At 70.5% G+C, this 18,311-nt stretch carries 13 protein-coding genes; 11 read left to right on the top strand and 2 right to left on the bottom strand.

The window, feature by feature from the left end:
* Positions 1-10: 10 nt before the first annotated feature.
* From FPZ41_RS12255 to FPZ41_RS12235, 5 genes are all read left to right on the top strand, one after another.
* Positions 11-577 (top strand): GNAT family N-acetyltransferase, encoded by a 567-nt coding sequence (locus tag FPZ41_RS12255; RefSeq protein ID WP_152861955.1) that lies wholly within the window; start codon positions 11-13, stop codon positions 575-577.
* A 73-nt stretch (positions 578-650) separates the two neighbouring features.
* Positions 651-1,280 (top strand): hypothetical protein, encoded by a 630-nt coding sequence (locus FPZ41_RS47035; RefSeq protein ID WP_194236072.1) that lies wholly within the window; start codon positions 651-653, stop codon positions 1,278-1,280.
* A gap of 429 nt (positions 1,281-1,709) precedes the next feature.
* Positions 1,710-1,886 carry a hypothetical protein gene (locus tag FPZ41_RS47030; RefSeq protein WP_194236071.1) on the top strand — a complete coding sequence of 59 codons (177 nt, stop codon included), beginning with the start codon at positions 1,710-1,712 and terminating at the stop codon, positions 1,884-1,886.
* 170 nt (positions 1,887-2,056) lie between these two features.
* Positions 2,057-5,116 carry a helix-turn-helix transcriptional regulator gene (locus FPZ41_RS12240; RefSeq protein ID WP_152861984.1) on the top strand — a complete coding sequence of 1,020 codons (3,060 nt, stop codon included), beginning with the start codon at positions 2,057-2,059 and terminating at the stop codon, positions 5,114-5,116.
* Positions 5,117-5,210: 94 nt separating this feature from the next.
* Positions 5,211-5,423 carry a DUF6191 domain-containing protein gene (locus FPZ41_RS12235; RefSeq protein WP_322620138.1) on the top strand — a complete coding sequence of 71 codons (213 nt, stop codon included), beginning with the start codon at positions 5,211-5,213 and terminating at the stop codon, positions 5,421-5,423.
* 48 nt (positions 5,424-5,471) lie between these two features.
* On the opposite strand, the gene FPZ41_RS12230 is transcribed toward FPZ41_RS12235, so the two are convergent.
* Together FPZ41_RS12230 and FPZ41_RS12225 are read right to left on the bottom strand one after the other, a co-directional pair.
* Positions 5,472-6,620 (bottom strand): PQQ-dependent sugar dehydrogenase, encoded by a 1,149-nt coding sequence (locus FPZ41_RS12230; RefSeq protein WP_322620137.1) that lies wholly within the window; start codon positions 6,618-6,620, stop codon positions 5,472-5,474.
* A 158-nt stretch (positions 6,621-6,778) separates the two neighbouring features.
* A complete protein-coding gene (locus tag FPZ41_RS12225; RefSeq protein WP_322620136.1) occupies positions 6,779-7,777 on the bottom strand; it encodes an aldo/keto reductase in 999 nt (332 codons plus the stop codon).
* Between the two features lie 75 nt (positions 7,778-7,852).
* On the opposite strand from FPZ41_RS12225, the gene FPZ41_RS12220 reads away from it, so the two are divergent.
* The 6 genes from FPZ41_RS12220 (at position 7,853) to serA (ending at position 18,244) form a co-directional block, all read left to right on the top strand.
* Positions 7,853-8,806 (top strand): 2-hydroxyacid dehydrogenase, encoded by a 954-nt coding sequence (locus FPZ41_RS12220; RefSeq protein ID WP_152861948.1) that lies wholly within the window; start codon positions 7,853-7,855, stop codon positions 8,804-8,806.
* Between the two features lie 375 nt (positions 8,807-9,181).
* The gene (locus FPZ41_RS12210; RefSeq protein WP_322620135.1) at positions 9,182-12,265 is read left to right on the top strand and encodes a putative bifunctional diguanylate cyclase/phosphodiesterase; all 3,084 of its coding nucleotides are present in this window, start codon (positions 9,182-9,184) and stop codon (positions 12,263-12,265) included.
* A gap of 404 nt (positions 12,266-12,669) precedes the next feature.
* The gene (locus FPZ41_RS12205; RefSeq protein WP_152861946.1) at positions 12,670-14,538 is read left to right on the top strand and encodes an acetolactate synthase large subunit; all 1,869 of its coding nucleotides are present in this window, start codon (positions 12,670-12,672) and stop codon (positions 14,536-14,538) included.
* 20 nt (positions 14,539-14,558) lie between these two features.
* On the top strand, positions 14,559-15,086 hold the full coding sequence (ilvN, locus tag FPZ41_RS12200; protein ID WP_131558287.1) for an acetolactate synthase small subunit: 528 nt from the start codon (positions 14,559-14,561) through the stop codon (positions 15,084-15,086).
* Positions 15,087-15,228: 142 nt separating this feature from the next.
* The gene (gene ilvC, locus FPZ41_RS12195; protein ID WP_322620134.1) at positions 15,229-16,230 is read left to right on the top strand and encodes a ketol-acid reductoisomerase; all 1,002 of its coding nucleotides are present in this window, start codon (positions 15,229-15,231) and stop codon (positions 16,228-16,230) included.
* Between the two features lie 424 nt (positions 16,231-16,654).
* Positions 16,655-18,244 carry a phosphoglycerate dehydrogenase gene (serA, locus tag FPZ41_RS12190; RefSeq protein WP_322620133.1) on the top strand — a complete coding sequence of 530 codons (1,590 nt, stop codon included), beginning with the start codon at positions 16,655-16,657 and terminating at the stop codon, positions 18,242-18,244.
* The last annotated feature ends 67 nt before the right edge of the window (positions 18,245-18,311 follow it).

The following is an 18,311-nucleotide window of genomic DNA, read 5'->3' as shown; positions in this document are numbered from 1 at the left end:
CGGCAACAGGATGTACGCGATATCTCTGGGTGACGACGGCGCCGAACTGCGGCCTCTGGACCCCTGGCACGCCGAGGAGTTCCTCGCCCACCTCGACCGGGGGCGCGAGTTCATCGGGCAGCACATCCCGTTCGGCGCCAAGGCCACCGACATCGACACCGCGCGCGAGCTCCTCCAGTCGTACGCCGACAAGCGCGCCGCCGACACCGGCAGCCTGCACGGGCTGTGGCTGGAGGGGAAGCTCGTCGGCGGTGTGCTCTTCCGGATCTTCGACGCCGTGAACGGCACCTGCGAGGTCGGCTGCTGGCTTGAATCCGCCGCCACGGGGCGGGGTTTGATCACCCGCGCCGTGCGCGTCCTCATCGACTGGGCGGTTGACGAGCGAGGCATCCACCGTGTGGAGTGGTTGGCGTCGTCCGCCAACGAACCGAGCATCAACGTGGCGCGGCGACTGGGCATGAGCCGCGACGGCGTCCTCCGGCAGCGCTACCCGTACCGGGGCGTACGCCAGGACACCGAGGTGTGGTCGGTCCTCGCGCCCGAGTGGCGAGAGGCACGCGCGCGTACGGAACGATGACACCCACGCGCACGCGTACTGCTCACAACGATCATTAAGAGACTTCTCAGACAGCGTCCGTACGGTGCGAGGCATGGGTTCGAAGACAGTGAATGAGGCCGGGGTCGAGACCGGCGCAGAGGAACAGCGCGACAAGGAGACGGTGGACGTCTCCAAGGCGGCTCCTGAGACCAAGGAGGCCACCGGGGTCGCGGAGACCAAGGAGGACACTTCCGCGGAAGCCTCCGTCGACGAGACGGACGGTTCCGACGACGTGGCCGACGAGCAGGACGAGGCCGCCGACGGGAAGGGCGCCTCCGACGCCTCCGCCGGGGTCGGCCAGGGAGCGGCGGCCATCGTGTCCGTCGGGCTCGGGCTGGTCTCGCTGACAGGCAGCTGGGTCGGCACCATCGCGCAGGCCCGCGAGTCGCTGTACGGCCAGCTGGAGGCCGCGCAGGGCGTGAGCGTCGCCACACAGATCAAGCAGGTGTACGCCGACTCCTGGAACGCCAACGCCCTGGTGGCAGGCGTGTTCGCGCTGATCGCCCTGATCGCGGGCGTCGCCGTGCTGGTCCGGCCGGCGTTCGGCGACCCGGAGCGGGCGCCGCAGACACCCTGGATCAAGTCGGTTGCCTGGGCGGGTATCTCGCTCGGCTTCCTCGGCCTGGTACTGGCCGCCGTGAAGTACTCGGACATCCTGCTCTCCACGCCGACGGTGGGTTGACCCCGCCGCACAAGGAGGCTGATCAGTCTGATTAGCGATCCGTAGCGATCCTGTGGCAGGCTGTCACCTGCACGCCCGGCGCCCAGGCGACGTCGGGCACCCTCCTCGGCCCATAGCTGTGCAGGCTGGCCGACCAGCGTCCGGAGGGACGTGCCACGAGGGCTGACGGCACCTGCCACTCAGCACCAGGGCACGAAGACGATTGGCTCACACCTTGAGCAACACTGAAGGTCACTAAGCCAATCAGAGACGCTTGTCCTCGCAGCTCTGAGGGGCCTTAGACCCGCCGTACACGACGTACGGCGGACCTAAGGCCCCTCGCGCGTGCAAGATGCGGAACTCTCCCGATGTGGCTCGCCCCCCTCGGAGACGAAGGTGGAGGCATCGCAGCAAGCGAGCCCGAAACCAACGCCTCACGAGGAGTACGAGATGTTCCCGTACGAGCTCCAGAAGATCCGGTCCGCCGAGCTGATGCGCGATGCCGCCGAGTACCGGATCGCCCGGGAGGCCCGCCGCGCCGCCCGCGAGGCGTCCGGGCAGCACGACGCCGAGAGGAGGCCGCATAGTCCCCGCCCCCGTCGGCACCGGCTCGCCCGCCCGGCGTGAGCCCCCGGCCGGGGGAGGACGGCCGCCCGGGGGGTGGCCTGTCTCCGGTGAGTACGGCGAGTGCCCTGCCGGCCCGGCAGGGCACTCTGCCCGTCCGTGTGAGCGCCCCGCACGCGCGTGGCGGCGCCGTTGTGCCGATATTCGGTGCCGCGCTGTCAGATCCGCATGCGATGCTCGGCAGCGTGGAGATGAGATCGGTCAGCCCGGTGTTCGTCGGTCGTGCCGACGAGCTGGAGGTGTTGCACGACGCGCTCTCCCGCGCCGCCGCGGGGGAGCCCCAGGCGTTACTGCTCGGGGGCGAGGCCGGGGTCGGCAAGACGCGCCTGGTCGAGGAGTTCGCCACCACGGCCTGCCGCGAGAGCGCGGTCGTCGTGCTCGGCGGCTGCGTCGAGATCGGCGCCGACGGGCTGCCCTTCGCGCCGTTCTCCACCGCTCTGCGCTCCCTGCGCCGACAGCTCCCCGACGAGGTGGCCGCCGCGGCCGAGGGGCAGGAGGCGGAGCTGGCCCGGCTCCTGCCCGAGCTGGGCGAGGCGCCCCGCCGACTCGACGGCCGGCACGACGAGGAGGGCACGGCCCGCCTCTTCGAACTCACCGCCCGCCTCCTGGAGCGCATCGCCGCGGACCGCACGGTCGTCGTCGCGCTGGAGGACCTGCACTGGGCCGACGCCTCCACCCGCCACCTCCTGGCCTACCTGTTCCGCACACTCCGCACCGGCCGCCTCGTCGTCGTCGCCACCTACCGCGCCGACGACATCCACCGCCGTCACCCGCTCCGCCCACTGCTGGCCGAGCTCGACCGCCTGCGCACGGTCCGCCGCGTCGAACTGCGCCGCTTCAACCGCGCCGAGGTCGCCCGCCAGCTCGCCGGGATTCTCGCTTCCGCACCCGACCCGGCCCAGGTCGACGAGATCTTCGAACGCTCCGACGGCAACGCGTTCTTCGTCGAGGAACTGGCCGTCGCGGCCCACGAGGGCTGCCGGACCGGCCTCACCGACTCCCTGCGGGACCTGCTCCTCGTACGCGTCGAGGGGCTGCCCGAGGACGCCCAGCGTGTGGCCCGGATCGTCGCCGAGGGCGGCTCCACCGTCGAGTACGGCCTGCTGGCGGCCGTGGCCCGGCTCTCCGAGGACGACCTCATCGAGGCACTGCGCGTCGCTGTCGGCGCCAACATCCTGCTCGCCGTGCCCGACGGCGACGGCTACCGCTTCCGGCACTCCCTGGTCCGCGAGGCGGTCAGCGACGACCTGCTGCCCGGCGAGCGCTCCCGCCTCAACCGCCGGTACGCCGAAGCGCTGGAGGACGACCCGACGCTCGTCCCGGCCGACGGCCGCGCCACCCGCCTGGCCAGCTACTGGTACCACGCCCACGACGCCGCGAAGGCCCTCCCCGCCGTCCTCCACGCCTCCGTGGAGGCCCGCGGCCGCCACGCCCACTCCGAGCAACTGCGGCTCCTGGAGCGGGCGATGGAGCTGTGGGAGAACGCCCCCGACTCCGTGCGGGTCGGACTGCGCCCCGTCGACTACACGGAGGTCTACCCTCCGTGCGGCTGTGATCCGGCCACCACGCCCCTGCGCTATCTCGACCTCATGGCCGAGGCCGCCGTCGCGGGACGGCTGTGCGGGGAGCGCGAGCGCGCCCTGAAGATCACCAAGCGGGCGCTGCACTTTTTGGAAGACGAGAGCGACCCCCTGCGCGAGGCCTGGTTCTGGGTGCAGCGTTCCATGCTGGTGCAAGGCCTGGCCCGGGGTGACGGGTGGAAGGAGCTCGGCACCGCACAGGAGCTGGTGCGCGGGCTGCCCCCGTCCGAGGTGCACGCCGAGGTACTGGCCATGGTCGCGGGCTGGTCCATGCTCCACGCACCCGGACCCGAGGCGCTCTCCGACGCCCAGCGCGCCGTCGAGTACGCGCGCATGGTGGGCGCCGAGGACATCGAGCTGAACGCACGCCTCACACTCGGCACCCTGATGGTCGACGCGGGGGACATCGAGGCCGGGCTCGCCGAGATGTACGCGGTCAAGGACCAGGTGGAGAAGCGCTCCCTGACCGCCGTCGTGGGCCGCAGCCATGTGAACCTGCCGTCGGCCCTGGAGAGCGTCGGCCGCTCCGGGGAAGCCATCGAGGTGCTGCGGACAGGTCTCGAACTCACCCGCAGGATGGGCCTGTCGGACTCGGAGACCTGGGTCTGGGGCAACCTCGCCGAGTCGCTGTTCCCCTTGGGCCGCTGGGACGAGGCCGCCGAGGCCGCGGCGAACGCGATCAGCGGAGGACAGAGCGCGAAGCCACGCGCCGGCGGCTCCCTGCATCTCACGAACGTCGAGCTCGCCCGGGGGGACGTGGCCGGTGCCGCCCGCCATCTGGCCGACGCCCGCGCCTTCAACGGCACCCACGACCCGCAGCCCCAGAGCAACATCCCGCTGGCCGCCCTGACCATCGGTGTGGCCGCCGCCGAAGGCCGGCTCCTCGACGCCCGCGCCGAACTCCGCCGCGCCCTGGACGCCGGCTTCCCACCCGGCATGCAGCGCCATGCCTGGCCCCTGTTGCTGGCCGCGGTCACGGCTGAGGCCGACGCCCGCGGTCTGCCCGTCGCCGAAGAAGGGCGCACCGAGGTCCTGTCGGACATCTTCGAAGCCGTCAGGAAGCTCACCACGGGCGCGCCGGTCTGGCTCGCGTACGAGAGGTGGGTGCGGGCCGAACTCCGCTGTGCCGAGGGCGTGCTGGAGCCCGGGACATGGTCCGAGGTCGTGGCCGCCTTCGAGCTGCTGGAGCGGCCGTACGACCTCGCCCGCGTCCGGTACCGGCTCGCCGAGGCGCTTCTGGTGAGCGGCGCCGACCAGGAGAGCCGGGACCGCGCGACGGAACTCCTCCGGCTGGCCGCCGCCGTCGCCGACCATCTGGGAGCCCGCCCGCTCGCCGACTCGGTCGCCCTGCTCGCCCAGCGCGCACGCCTCACCCTGGCCCGCGTCCCCGAGCGGTCCGCCCCGGCTCCCGACGACCCCGTCGAGGCCCTGGGCCTCACCAGCCGCGAGCGCGACGTCCTGCGCCTGGTCGCCGTCGGACGCAGCAACCGTCAGATCGCCGAGGAACTCTTCATCTCCCCCAAGACGGCCAGCGTCCACGTCTCCAACATCCTCGCCAAGCTGGGCGTCTCGGGCCGGGGCGAGGCGGCGGCGCTGGCACATCGACTGCGGTTGTTTCCGCCGGGGGCGGAGGCGCAGACGGCAGCGGGATAGAGGAGCAGACGGCAGCGGATAATGACCCCAGGCCGTCAGCGGCGAGGACATCTGCAGAGACGAGGGCCGGTGGGGCCGGTCCGGGGAGGTGCCCGTGTTCAACGCCTTCGAGGAACTGTTCGCGCCCGGACACAAGCACACCAGCGATGAACGCAATCGCCTGGAGATGACCCGGGAGGACGTCGGCGACAGCGACCCCGCGCGAGGACCGATAGACCTGGAGTCGGGCACCGCGGTGATACGCCCATCATCCGTCCGGCTCCACGACGCCAAGGACCCCAACGAGGGGGAACCGGACGAGGATTGAGTCCCCCTGGTGCTGTGTGAGGGCGCTCCGGCGGCCCACCCCGCCCGGCTACTGCACCTCCAGCTCAAGGATCTTGTCGTCGCCCTTCCCAGGTGAGCCTCGGCCGTCCGTTTCGCTCGTCGTCAGCCACAGCCTGTCGCCGCCCGCGGAAACGACCGTGCGGAGGCGCCCGTACTCGTCCGTCAGGAAGGCCTGGGGGTCCGCGGAGAGCTCGGTGCCCTTCAGGGGGATGCGCCACAGGCGCTGGCCGCGCAGACCGGCCATCCAGACCGAGCCCTCGGCCAATGCGATGCCGCTCGGCGAGGCCTCCGCCACGCCCCACTGGGCGACCGGATCGACGAAGCCGGACTTGCCTTCCTTGCCCTCGACGTCCGGCCAGCCGTAGTTGCCGCCGGGCTTGATCTGGTTCAGCTCGTCCCAGGTGTTCTGGCCGAACTCCGACGCCCACAGGCGCTGCTTGTCGTCCCAGGCCACGCCTTGCACATTGCGGTGGCCGTACGAGTACACGAGCGAGTCGCCGAAGGGATTGCCCGGGGCGGGCTCGCCGTCCGGGGTCATGCGCAGGATCTTGCCGCCGAGGGACTTCTTGTCCTGCGCCAGCGGGCCCTCGTACCGCTCGCCCGTCGTGGCGTACAGCATCCGGTCAGGGCCGAAGGCCAGACGGCCGCCGTTGTGGTTCATGCCCTTCGGGATGCCGCGCACGACCGTGTCGGGGGCACCCAGCTGCTCACCCGACGGCTTCTCCGGGGCGTACAGCATGCGCACGATGCGGTTGTCCGACTCCGAGGTGAAGTACGCGTAGATCATGTGGTCCGACGCGTAGTCCGGGGAGATCGCGAGGCCCAGGAGACCGCCCTCGCCGCCGGGGGAGACCCCGGGGACCTCCCCGAGCTCCGTCTTCTTGCCGGTCTTCTCGTCGACGAGCGTGATCGTGCCCTCGTCCCGCGAGGACACCAGCAGCCCGCCCTCGGGGAGCGGAGCCAGGCCCCAGGGGCTCTTCAGGCCCTCGGCGACCGTACGCACCACCTTGACCGAGCCCTTCGCGGGCGCGGCGTCCTCCGGGGCCGACTCGTCCGACGACGCCCCCGGCCCCTTACTGTTCGCAGCCGAGGTCCCGCCCGCGCCCGGCTCCTCCCCGTCGCCGGAGGAACAACCGGACGTCACCAGAAGCACGGCCGCGGCCAATACGGCCGTCACAGCTCGACGTTGCACGATCAAGATCCCTTCGACGCGGAGCCACTACTGTTCTTACACCGCGAACGCCCCACAGGTTCCAGCTCCGGCGGATCAAGACAACTTTTCAACCGGAACCCTGTCCCGGACGGCCACCGAGAGCCTCTTCGGGACCTGTGCCCTCAGTCCCAGGAACCCTGCGCCGCCGGCAGCGCCGCGAGCTCTGCCAGGTCCTCCGGGGACAGGCGGAGATCGCCGGCGGACGCGTTCTCCGCCACCCAGCGCTCCTGCTTGGTGCCGGGGACCGGTACGACGTGGGCCCCCTGGGCGAGCACCCAGGCGATGGCCACGTGGGCCGGGGTCACCAGATCGCCATGACGTGCCGCCACCCTGCGCAACCCCGCCACGATCGGCTGGTTGGCCGCCATCATCTCGGCCGTGAAACGAGGGTGCCGGGCGCGCATGTCATCGGGTTCGAAGCCCTCGCCCGGCGTCAGCGTGCCGGTGAGGAAACCGTTGCCCAGGGGCATCGCAGCGAGGAAGCCCACGCCGTGTGCCGTGCACCAGGGAAGGAGCGCGTCGAGGGCGTCGGGCGACCACACCGACAGTTCCGCCTGGACCGCGCTGACCGGGAAGACCTGCTGGACACGCTCCAGCTGGCGGATCGTCCCGTCGTGCAGCCCCGCCCCGGCCCGGCGCGCGGCCCTCGCTCCCACCGCGCTCAGGCCCAACGCCCGCACCTTCCCCGCCCGGACGAGCTCCGCCATCGCGCCCCAGGTCTCCTCGACCGGCACCTCCGGGTCCGCGCGGTGCAGTTGGTAGAGGTCGATGACGTCCGTCTGGAGGCGGCGGAGGGAGGCGTCACAGGCGCGCTTCACATAACCGGGGCGGCCGTTCGCCACGATGTGCTGCTCGCCGACCAGCAGGCCGACCTTCGTCGACACGAAGGCATCCGCGCGGCGTTCCTTCAGAACCCGGCCCACCAGGAGCTCGTTCGTGAACGGCCCGTACATGTCGGCCGTGTCCAGGAGCGTGGAGCCCAGGTCGAGCGCACGGTGCAGCGCTCGGAGCGACTCGTCACCCCGCTGCCGCGACCCGCAGTACGCCCAGCTCATCGGCATGCACCCGAGCCCCACCGCCCCCACCGCGAGCGCCGCCGCGCCGATCGTCCTGCGCTCCACCTGGCCTTATCCTCCCTCTCCTGGCACCCCAAACTAACCAATGAGGCTCAGGAGGCTTCGCATAGCCTCCTTGGCATGACTGGTGACGTGTGGCTTCCGTTCGGCGCCGACGAGATCGAAGGGCTCCCTGATGGGCCCAACTACCTCTATTGGGATGGTGACCAGGAGTTTCCCGGTGATCCGGGCGAGTGTGTCTTTTACGTCGTGCCCTATATGAAGGCACCCGCGATCTCCCAGCGGCCGCTGCCCGACATGACCTCCGTCCAGGTCGTGCAGACGCTCTCCGCGGGCATCGACCACGTCGAGCCGGGCCTGAAGCACCTGCGCCCCGGCGTGCGGCTGTGCAACGCGCGCGGGGTGCACGAGACGAGCACGGCCGAGCTCACCCTCACGCTGATACTCGCCTCGCTGCGGGGCGTCCCCGACTTCGTACGCGGGCAGGAGCGTCAGGAGTGGCGGAGCGGGTTCCGCCCGGCGCTGGCCGACAAGACCGTACTCATCGTGGGGTACGGCTCGATCGGTGCCGCCATCGAGGACCGGCTCGCACCTTTTGAACTCGCGCGGGTGGCGCGCGTCGCGCGCTCAGAACGCACCACGGCACGCGGACCGGTGCACCCGCTCACCGAACTGCCCTCCCTGCTGCCCGAAGCGGACGTCGTCGTCCTGTCGACGCCCCTCACGGAGAGCACACGCGGCCTGGTGAACGCCGAATTCCTGGCCCGCATGAAGGACGGAGCGCTGCTCGTGAACGTCGCGCGCGGACCCGTCGTCGACACCGAGGCGCTCCTCGCCGAGCTGGAGAGCGGGCGCATCACCGCGGCCCTTGACGTCACCGATCCCGAGCCGCTGCCCAAGGGACATCCCTTGTGGCACGCGCCCGGCGTGCTCATCAGCCCTCATGTCGGCGGCCCGACGTCCGCCTTCCTGCCCCGCGCGACGAGGCTTCTGGCGGACCAGTTGAATCGATTCGTGAACCGGCAGCCGCTGCGAAACGTGGTCCTTATGACGGGCGATACGGCCGACGACTAATCCACTTCGGGCACCCTCCGCAGTCCCCCGGATGCGGATGGTGTCCGTATCGCCGCTGTTCGTCACGGAGCGTAGAGCGACTATGTCCCTGAGTGACGAGACTGGTGTATCGTCCCGACAGGGGTTGCGCCGCGCACCGTTCGGCGCCGGGGAAGGAATGCGACTGCGAGGGGGGCGACGGGCGATGCACGGCCTATGGACGAACGATCCGACGCGGCGGGGCCGTCGACGGCGACCCCTGCAGGGCGCGACGGCCAGACAGGGTCAGCGCGGTCACGGCCATCACCACAGCAGGCACAGCAGCCGTAGGCGGCACACGCATCCGGCGTCCCGGTACCAGCGGGACGCAGGAGCGGCACGGATGGGAGAGGTCCGGTGAGCGCCCGGTCGTCGTCCGTCACCACGCTCAACCCGATGCTGCGGGCACAGTCGCTGACGAGCCCCCAGCCGACCGGCGAGCCGGCCCTGCGCGGCGGCTCCGTGACAAGCGTGCGCTCGCAGCTCGTGCTGGCCCTGGTGTGCGCGGGATACGCCGTCGGCGCCGCCTTCGGCTGGGGCTCGCCGTACATGGCGCTCATCATGGGCGACTTCGGGCTGAGCGCCGCCGCGATCGCCGCGGCCGTGTCCTGCTTCCGCTACGCGCGCAGCCGCCGCAGCCGCTTTCGACCCGCATGGCTGCTGTTCGCGCTGTCCTCCATGATGGCGGCGCTCGGCAACCTGGTCTGGGGCTGGTACGAGGTCGTGCTGCGCCGGCCCATGCCCGACCCGAGCTATGCCGACCTGTTCTTCCTGTGCTTCGCGCCGCCCGCCATCGTCGGCCTGCTCGTCCTGGCCAAGAGGCCCGTGACCAAGGCCGGCTGGGTCTGCCTGGCGCTGGACGCCTGGCTGATCGGTGGCTCACTGGTCACGCTCTCCTGGAGCCTGGCACTCGCGCAGGCCGCGAAGGACGACGGCGACGTCGCGCACACGGCGCTCTCGCTCGCCTACCCGCTCCTCGACATCGCCCTCGTCAGCATGGTGCTCGCACTGCACTTCCGGCGCTCGGCGGTCAACCGCTCCGCGGTGAACACCGCGATCGGCGCCCTTGCGCTCACCGTGATGTGCGACGCCCTGTTCACCTCACCCCTGCTGCACAACAGCTACCGCTCCGGCCAGCTCCTCGACGCGGGCTGGTTCGCGGGCTCGCTGCTCCTCGCGTACGCCCCCTGGGTCAGCCACCGACGCGGCCGGCCGGCCGCCGACAGCCACCACACCGCCAGGGGCACCGCGGCCCCGCACACCACGGACGGGCACACGCGCGTGGTGCACGAGCACATCCCAGGGCAGCGACACGAGACCAAACGGCAGGAAACCGTACGGCACGAAACCCCACGGCACGAAGCGCAACGACCCGAAGCAGACCGGCACGACGGACACCAGGGAGGACATGTGCACATGCTCCTCCAGGGAGTAGGGCTCAGTCGCTGCCCGGCCCCCCGTCCGATCGCCGGATCACTGTCCGCGCTGACTCCCTACCTGGCCGCCGCCGTCTGCACCCTGGGCATCCTCTACAACGTGCTCAACGGCCGCAGCGTCGACCGCGTGGTGCTCATCACCGCCTGCACCGTCGTGCTCGCCCTCGTCGTACGCCAGGGCATCATGCTCCTCGACAACATCACCCTCACCCAGGAGCTGGCCCAGAAGGAGAACCACTTCCGCTCCCTGGTGCAGGGCTCCAGCGACGTCATCATGATCGCCGCCCCCAGCGGCATCCTGAGGTACGTCAGCCCGGCCGCCGCCGGTGTGTACGGTCGCCCCGCCGAGGACCTCGTCGGGACCGAACTCGCCTCGCTCATCCACCCGGAGGACCTGGGCTGCGTGGTGCACGAAGTACGCCGCTTCCTCGCCGCCAGCCCCCTCGAAGAGGCCACCACCCGCATCGAGTGCCGCTTCAAGTCCGGCTACGGCGCCTGGCTGAACGTGGAATCGACGGTCAACCGCCACCACGGCGGCCTCATCTTCAACAGCCGGGACGTGACCGAAAGGGTGCGCCTCCAGGCGCAACTCCAGCACAACGCCGAGCACGACCCCCTCACCGACCTGCCCAACCGCGCACTGTTCACCAAGCGCGTGCAGCAGGCACTGTCCGGCCGCCGCGCCACCGACCGGGGCGTCGCCCTGCGCAACACGGCGGTCCTCTTCATCGACCTCGACGGCTTCAAGGCCGTCAACGACACGATCGGCCACCAGGCCGGCGACGAGCTGCTGATCCAGGCCGCCCGCAGACTCCATGACGCGGTCCGGCAGGGGGACACAGCCTCCCGCCTGGGCGGCGACGAGTTCGCGGCCCTCATCGTGGGCGACAACACCCGCGACCGCGCCGCACGCGAGCGGCACATCTTCGAGCTCGCCGACCGGCTCCGGGTCACCCTCTCCCAGCCGTACATCATCGACGGCAACGACGTGCGGGTGGCCGCCTCCATCGGTGTCGCCTTCGCCGAGCCGGGCCTCGGCGCGGGCGAGCTGCTGCGCAACGCCGACCTCGCCATGTACCGCGCCAAGGCCTCCGGCAAGGGCCGCGTCGAGCTGTACGCCCCACAGATGCAGCAGGACGTCGTACGGAAGGCCGAGCTGGCCACACGGCTGCGCGCAGCCCTGCGCGACGGCGAGTTCACGCTGCTGCACCAGCCCGTCGTGGCGCTCCAGAGCGGCCGGATCACATCGGTGACGGCCGAGGCCCGCTGGCGCTCCTCCCAGGGGGTCCTGTTCACCCCCGCCGAGTTCCTGCGGGTCTCCGAGGACAGCGACAGGACCGCCGAGCTGGACCGCTGGTTGCTGGAGGAGGCCATCGAGCAGGCCGCCGAGCGCACCGCGGCCGGAGTCGGCGTGCCGGTGACCGTCCGGATGCGCGCCCGGCGTCTGCTGGACCGCTCTCTGCCCGCCGGTTCCATCGAGGCGCTCCTGACCCGCCACGGACTCCCCTCCGGCGCCCTGGTGATCGAGCTGGCGGACCTCGACGCTCGCCTCTGTCTGGACGATCTGGAGCGCCGGCTGAGCACCCTCCGGCGGCTCGGTGTCCGGATCGCCCTGGACGGGTTCGGCAGTGGCCACGAGGCGATGACGGCGCTGCAGCGCCTCCCCGTGGACATCCTCAAACTCGACCGCGGTCTGGTCGAGGGGATCGTCGAGTCACCGCGGCTGCACACGATCACCAGTGGGCTGCTGCGGATCGCGGGCGACCTGGGCGTGCAGTCGCTCGCGGACGGGGTGGACCTCCCCGAGCAGGTGATCGCCCTGCGCGCGATGGGCTGCACCCACGGACAGGGGGCGGCCTTCTCCGCGCCGCTGGACGAGTACCGGCTGCGCCGGGCGCTGGCCACGGGGCACTGTCCGGTTCCCCACGGACCGGCGGAGCCCGTGTTCGCGGGCAGCGTCCGAGAGTCGACGGGGCGCGTCGGAGTCGAGGGCGCGACCGCCTAGCGGCCCGAAGAGCCGAGCACGGTCGTGGCCTCGACACCGACGGTGGCGCCCCGGAGATGAACGAGCCGGAGAGAGGGGGAGCGAGGGGTGTACACCAGTGGAGTGCCCGCAGTTCACGGAGGCCGTACGCCCTTCAGCTCACATAATGAGACTCCCGTCCCACCCACTTGACACGTGGTGCGTGGCGGGTAGAGGGTCTGTGCCATGCGCACCCGAATTCTCGTACTTGGAAAGCGCGTCGGCTGAAGCTGGGGCCCACCGGAGGATCAACCGGAACCCCCAGCGACCGTATCCGGCGCGCTCCCCTCGCTTGCCTCACGGCACGAGGGGTTTTTTGTTGCACAGGCACCTGTCGCACACCGAACAAACCTCGCAAAAACCCTCAGCATCGAGAAGAGAAGCCGATGACCGAGCAGGCCACCGGGGCCCACCATCCGCAGCCGCGGCCCCGATCCGGAGGACAGCAGTCCACCACCGTCGAGCACGTGACGGGCGCGCAGTCCCTCATCCGCTCGCTCGAGGAGGTCGGGGCCGAGACGGTATTCGGCATTCCCGGGGGCGCCATCCTTCCGGCCTACGACCCGCTGATGGACTCCACTCGGGTGCGCCATGTGCTGGTCCGTCACGAGCAGGGCGCAGGCCACGCGGCCACCGGTTACGCGCAGGCCACCGGCAAGGTCGGGGTGTGCATGGCGACGTCCGGCCCGGGCGCCACCAACCTGGTGACCCCGATCGCGGACGCGCACATGGACTCCGTGCCGCTGGTCGCGATCACCGGGCAGGTCGCCTCCAAGGCGATCGGCACGGACGCCTTCCAGGAGGCGGACATCGTCGGCATCACGATGCCGGTCACCAAGCACAACTTCCTGGTCACCAAGGCCGAGGACATTCCGCGGGTGATCGCGCAGGCGTTCCACATCGCCTCCACCGGCCGCCCGGGCCCGGTCCTGGTCGACATCGCCAAGGACGCCCTCCAGGCGCAGACCACCTTCTCCTGGCCGCCCGTCATGGACCTGCCCGGCTACCGGCCCGTCACCAAGCCGCACGCCAAGCAGATCCGCGAGGCCGCCAAGCTGATCACCGCCGCCAAGCGGCCGGTCCTGTACGTCGGCGGCGGTGTCCTCAAGTCCCGCGCCACCGCCGAGTTGAAGGTCCTCGCGGAACTCACCGGAGCGCCCGTCACCACCACCCTGATGGCGCTTGGCGCGTTCCCCGACAGCCACCCGCTGCACGTGGGAATGCCGGGCATGCACGGTTCGGTCACCGCCGTCACCGCGCTGCAGAAGGCCGACCTGATCGTCGCCCTCGGCGCCCGCTTCGACGACCGCGTCACCGGCAAGCTGGACAGCTTCGCCCCGTACGCCAAGATCGTCCACGCCGACATCGACCCGGCCGAGATCGGCAAGAACCGCGCCGCCGACGTGCCGATCGTCGGTGACGCCCGCGAGGTCATCGCCGACCTGATTCAGGCCGTTCAGAAGGAGCACAGCGAGGGCCAGCAGGGTGAGGCCGCCGGGCCAAGGTACGCAGCCTGGTGGACCGACCTGAACCGCTGGCGCGAGACCTACCCGCTCGGCTACGACCAGCCGGGCAACGGCTCGCTCTCCCCGCAGCAGGTCATCGAGCGCATCGGCCAACTCGCCCCGGAGGGCACGATCTTCGCGGCGGGCGTCGGCCAGCACCAGATGTGGGCCGCCCACTTCATCCAGTACGACAAGCCCGCGACCTGGCTGAACTCCGGCGGCGCCGGGACAATGGGGTACGCGGTGCCCGCCGCGATGGGCGCCAAGGCCGGGACGCCGGACCGGGCCGTCTGGGCGATCGACGGCGACGGCTGCTTCCAGATGACCAACCAGGAGCTCACCACCTGCGCCCTGAACAACATCCCGATCAAGGTCGCCATCATCAACAACGGCGCCCTCGGGATGGTCCGCCAGTGGCAGACCCTGTTCTACAACCAGCGCTACTCCAACACCGTCCTGCACAGCGGCCCCGAGGCCGACGGCAAGCAGCCGAGCGCCGGCACCCGCGTCCCCGACTTCGTGAAGCTGTCGGAGGCCATGGGCTGCCATGCGATCCGCTGCGAGTCCCCGGACGAGCTGGACAAGGTGATCGAGGAGGCGAACTCGATCAACGACCGCCCGGTCGTCATCGACTTCATCGTCCACGAGGACGCGATGGTGTGGCCGATGGTCGCCGCCGGCACCTCCAACGACGAGATCATGGCCGCCCGGGACGTCCGCCCCGACTTCGGCGACAACGAAGACGACTGAGCGAGAGAGACCCTTCAGACATGTCCAAGCACACGCTCTCCGTCCTGGTGGAGAACACCCCGGGCATCCTCGCCCGGATCGCCGCCCTGTTCTCCCGCCGCGGCTTCAACATCGACTCCCTCGCGGTCGGGGTCACCGAGCACCCGGAGATCTCCCGCATCACCATCGTGGTGAACGTGATCGAGGAACTGCCCCTCGAACAGGTCACCAAGCAGCTCAACAAGCTCGTCAACGTGCTGAAGATCGTCGAGCTGGAGCCTGGGCAGGCCGTTCAGCGTGAACTCGTTCTGGTGAAGGTGCGCGCCGACAACGAGACGCGCTCCCAGATCGTCGAGATCGTCCAGCTGTTCCGCGCCAAGACCGTCGACGTCTCCCCGGAGGCCGTCACCATCGAGGCCACCGGCAGCAGCGACAAGCTGTCGGCCATGCTCAAGATGCTGGAGCCGTACGGCATCAAGGAGCTCGTCCAGTCCGGAACGATCGCGATCGGCCGTGGCGCCCGTTCGATCACGGACCGGTCGCTGCGTGCGCTGGACCGGTCCGCGTAACACTCGAAGAAGAGCCGTTCACGGCCGGAAACGGGCGGTCGGCAGGCGTCGGCCGCCCGTATTCCGAGACCCCGAAACCCCCACCGACCCCACCGTCATACGGTGGGACGCAACACCTGCACTCCCAAGGAGAGAACCCAAAGTGGCCGAGCTGTTCTACGACGCTGACGCCGACCTGTCCATCATCCAGGGCCGCAAGGTCGCGGTCATCGGCTACGGCAGCCAGGGCCACGCCCACGCCCTGTCGCTGCGCGACTCGGGTGCCGACGTCCGCGTCGGTCTCCACGAGGGCTCCAAGTCCAAGGCGAAGGCCGAGGAGCAGGGCCTGCGCGTGGTGAGCCCGTCCGAGGCCGCCGCCGAGGCCGACGTCATCATGATCCTCGTCCCGGACCCGATCCAGGCCCAGGTCTACGAGGAGCACATCGCCCCGAACCTGAACGACGGCGACGCCCTGTTCTTCGGCCACGGCCTGAACATCCGCTACGGCTTCATCAAGCCCCCGGCCGGCGTCGACGTCTGCATGGTCGCCCCCAAGGGCCCGGGCCACTTGGTCCGCCGTCAGTACGAGGAGGGCCGCGGCGTTCCCTGCATCGCCGCCGTCGAGCAGGACGCCACGGGCAACGCCTTCGCGCTCGCCCTGTCGTACGCCAAGGGCATCGGCGGCACCCGCGCCGGCGTCATCAAGACGACCTTCACCGAGGAGACCGAGACCGACCTCTTCGGCGAGCAGGCCGTCCTCTGTGGTGGTACGGCCGCGCTGGTGAAGGCGGGCTTCGAGACGCTGACCGAGGCCGGCTACCAGCCGGAGATCGCGTACTTCGAGTGCCTGCACGAGCTGAAGCTGATCGTCGACCTCATGTACGAGGGCGGCCTGGAGAAGATGCGCTGGTCGATCTCCGAGACCGCCGAGTGGGGCGACTACGTCACCGGCCCGCGCATCATCACCGACGCCACCAAGGCCGAGATGAAGAAGGTTCTCGCCGAGATCCAGGACGGCACGTTCGCCCAGGCCTGGATGGACGAGTACCACGGCGGTCTGAAGAAGTACAACGAGTACAAGACCCAGGACTCGGAGCACCTGCTGGAGACCACCGGCAAGGAGCTGCGCAAGCTGATGAGCTGGGTGAACGACGAGGACGCGTAGCAGTCCGCGGGTCCGGCCGCGACCCGGGCTCGCCCGGTGTCGCGGCCGGACCGCCGGCCGCGGTCCTGCCACGGGGCCCCGCCCCGGACCCCGCTCCTGGGAGTCCGTTGACGGGGTCGGCCCGTGGGGGTGATCCTTCCGGAGGAGCACAAGACGCGCCCGCCACGCCACTACACTGCCGTACTACATACGCGTCAGGCCCACAGCGTCGTGCGTCTTCCACGCGGCCAAGCGACACCGAAGAAGTCCAGGCACGTCCCCACACCGCCCGGCACAGGCATCCCCCACTCTCGGCTCCGCTCGAGCGGGGGGACCCCCACCGCGGCGGGCGCGGGAACGCACCCGCCCCTCTTCCGGTGCCACACCCCTCCACCGCCAGCGGCCGTCGGGACGGCCGTCCGCATTGGACATGTAGAGGACTCACGTGAGCTCGAAACCAGTCGTACTCATCGCTGAAGAGCTGTCGCCCGCCACCGTCGACGCGCTCGGCCCGGACTTCGAGATCCGGCACTGCAACGGAGCGGACCGCTCCGAGCTGCTCCCGGCCATCGCCGAGGTCGACGCCATCCTGATCCGTTCCGCGACGAAGGTGGACGCCGAGGCCATCGCCGCCGCGAAGAAGCTGAAGGTCGTCGCACGAGCCGGCGTCGGCCTCGACAACGTGGACGTCTCCACCGCCACCAAGGCCGGCGTGATGGTCGTCAACGCCCCCACCTCGAACATCGTGACCGCCGCCGAGCTCGCCTGCGGTCTCCTCCTCGCCAGCGCCCGCCACATCCCGCAGGCCAACACGGCGCTGAAGAACGGTGAGTGGAAGCGCAGCAAGTACACGGGTGTCGAACTGGCGGAGAAGACCCTCGGTGTCGTGGGTCTCGGCCGCATCGGTGCGCTCGTGGCCCAGCGCATGTCCGCGTTCGGCATGAAGGTCGTCGCGTACGACCCGTACGTCCAGCCTGCCCGGGCGGCGCAGATGGGCGTGAAGGTGGTGTCGCTGGACGAGCTGCTGGAAGTCTCCGACTTCATCACCGTCCACCTGCCGAAGACCCCCGAGACCGTCGGTCTCATCGGTGACGAGGCGCTGCACAAGGTCAAGCCGTCGGTGCGGATCGTCAACGCCGCGCGCGGTGGGATCGTCGACGAGGAGGCGCTGTACTCGGCGCTCAAGGAGGGCCGGGTCGCGGGCGCGGGCCTCGACGTGTACGCGAAGGAGCCGTGCACGGACTCCCCGCTCTTCGAGCTCGACGAGGTCGTCTGCACGCCGCACCTCGGTGCGTCCACGGACGAGGCCCAGGAGAAGGCGGGTATCGCGGTGGCGCGGTCCGTCCGGCTCGCCCTCGCGGGTGAGCTGGTGCCGGACGCCGTGAACGTCCAGGGCGGTGTCATCGCCGAGGACGTCAAGCCGGGTCTGCCGCTGGCCGAGCGTCTGGGCCGTATCTTCACCGCGCTCGCCGGCGAGGTGGCGGTCCGCCTCGACGTAGAGGTGTACGGCGAGATCACGCAGCACGATGTGAAGGTGCTGGAGCTGTCGGCGCTCAAGGGTGTCTTCGAGGATGTGGTCGACGAGACGGTCTCGTACGTCAACGCTCCGCTGTTCGCGCAGGAGCGGGGCGTGGAGGTGCGGCTGACGACGAGCTCGGAGTCGCCGGACCACCGCAATGTGGTCACCGTGCGCGGCACCCTGGGCAGCGGCGAGGAGGTCTCGGTCTCCGGCACGCTCGCGGGCCCGAAGCACCACCAGAAGATCGTCGCGGTGGGCGAGTACGACGTGGACCTCGCCCTCGCCGACCACATGGTCGTCCTCAAGTACGCGGACCGTCCCGGTGTCGTCGGTACCGTCGGGCGCGTCTTCGGTGAGGCCGGCATCAACATCGCGGGTATGCAGGTCGCCCGCGCCATCGCCGGCGGCGAGGCCCTCGCGGTCCTGACGGTGGACGACACGGTGCCTCAGCCGGTGCTCACGGAGGTGGCCGAGGAGATCGGCGCGACGTCGGCGCGGTCGGTGAACCTGGTCTGAGGTTCGTTCCTGGACGACGTTCGGGGCCCGTCACCTGCTGGTGACGGGCCCCGAACGCGTACCCCCG

Origin of the sequence: Streptomyces acidicola (assembly GCF_009377235.1) — a bacterium.
GTDB classification, from domain to species: Bacteria; Actinomycetota; Actinomycetes; order Streptomycetales; family Streptomycetaceae; genus Streptomyces; species Streptomyces acidicola.
The sequence above is the reverse complement of the archived record's forward strand: the minus strand, read 5'-3'. Positions and strand labels throughout refer to the sequence as shown.

Coding starts and splice junctions, on each gene's coding strand:
- FPZ41_RS12255 (WP_152861955.1), top strand. CDS start 11: ATGTACGCGATATCTCTGGGTGACGACGGCGCCGAACTGCGGCCTCTG.
- FPZ41_RS47035 (WP_194236072.1), top strand. CDS start 651: ATGGGTTCGAAGACAGTGAATGAGGCCGGGGTCGAGACCGGCGCAGAG.
- FPZ41_RS47030 (WP_194236071.1), top strand. CDS start 1,710: ATGTTCCCGTACGAGCTCCAGAAGATCCGGTCCGCCGAGCTGATGCGC.
- FPZ41_RS12240 (WP_152861984.1), top strand. CDS start 2,057: ATGCTCGGCAGCGTGGAGATGAGATCGGTCAGCCCGGTGTTCGTCGGT.
- FPZ41_RS12220 (WP_152861948.1), top strand. CDS start 7,853: ATGACTGGTGACGTGTGGCTTCCGTTCGGCGCCGACGAGATCGAAGGG.
- FPZ41_RS12205 (WP_152861946.1), top strand. CDS start 12,670: ATGACCGAGCAGGCCACCGGGGCCCACCATCCGCAGCCGCGGCCCCGA.
- ilvN (WP_131558287.1), top strand. CDS start 14,559: ATGTCCAAGCACACGCTCTCCGTCCTGGTGGAGAACACCCCGGGCATC.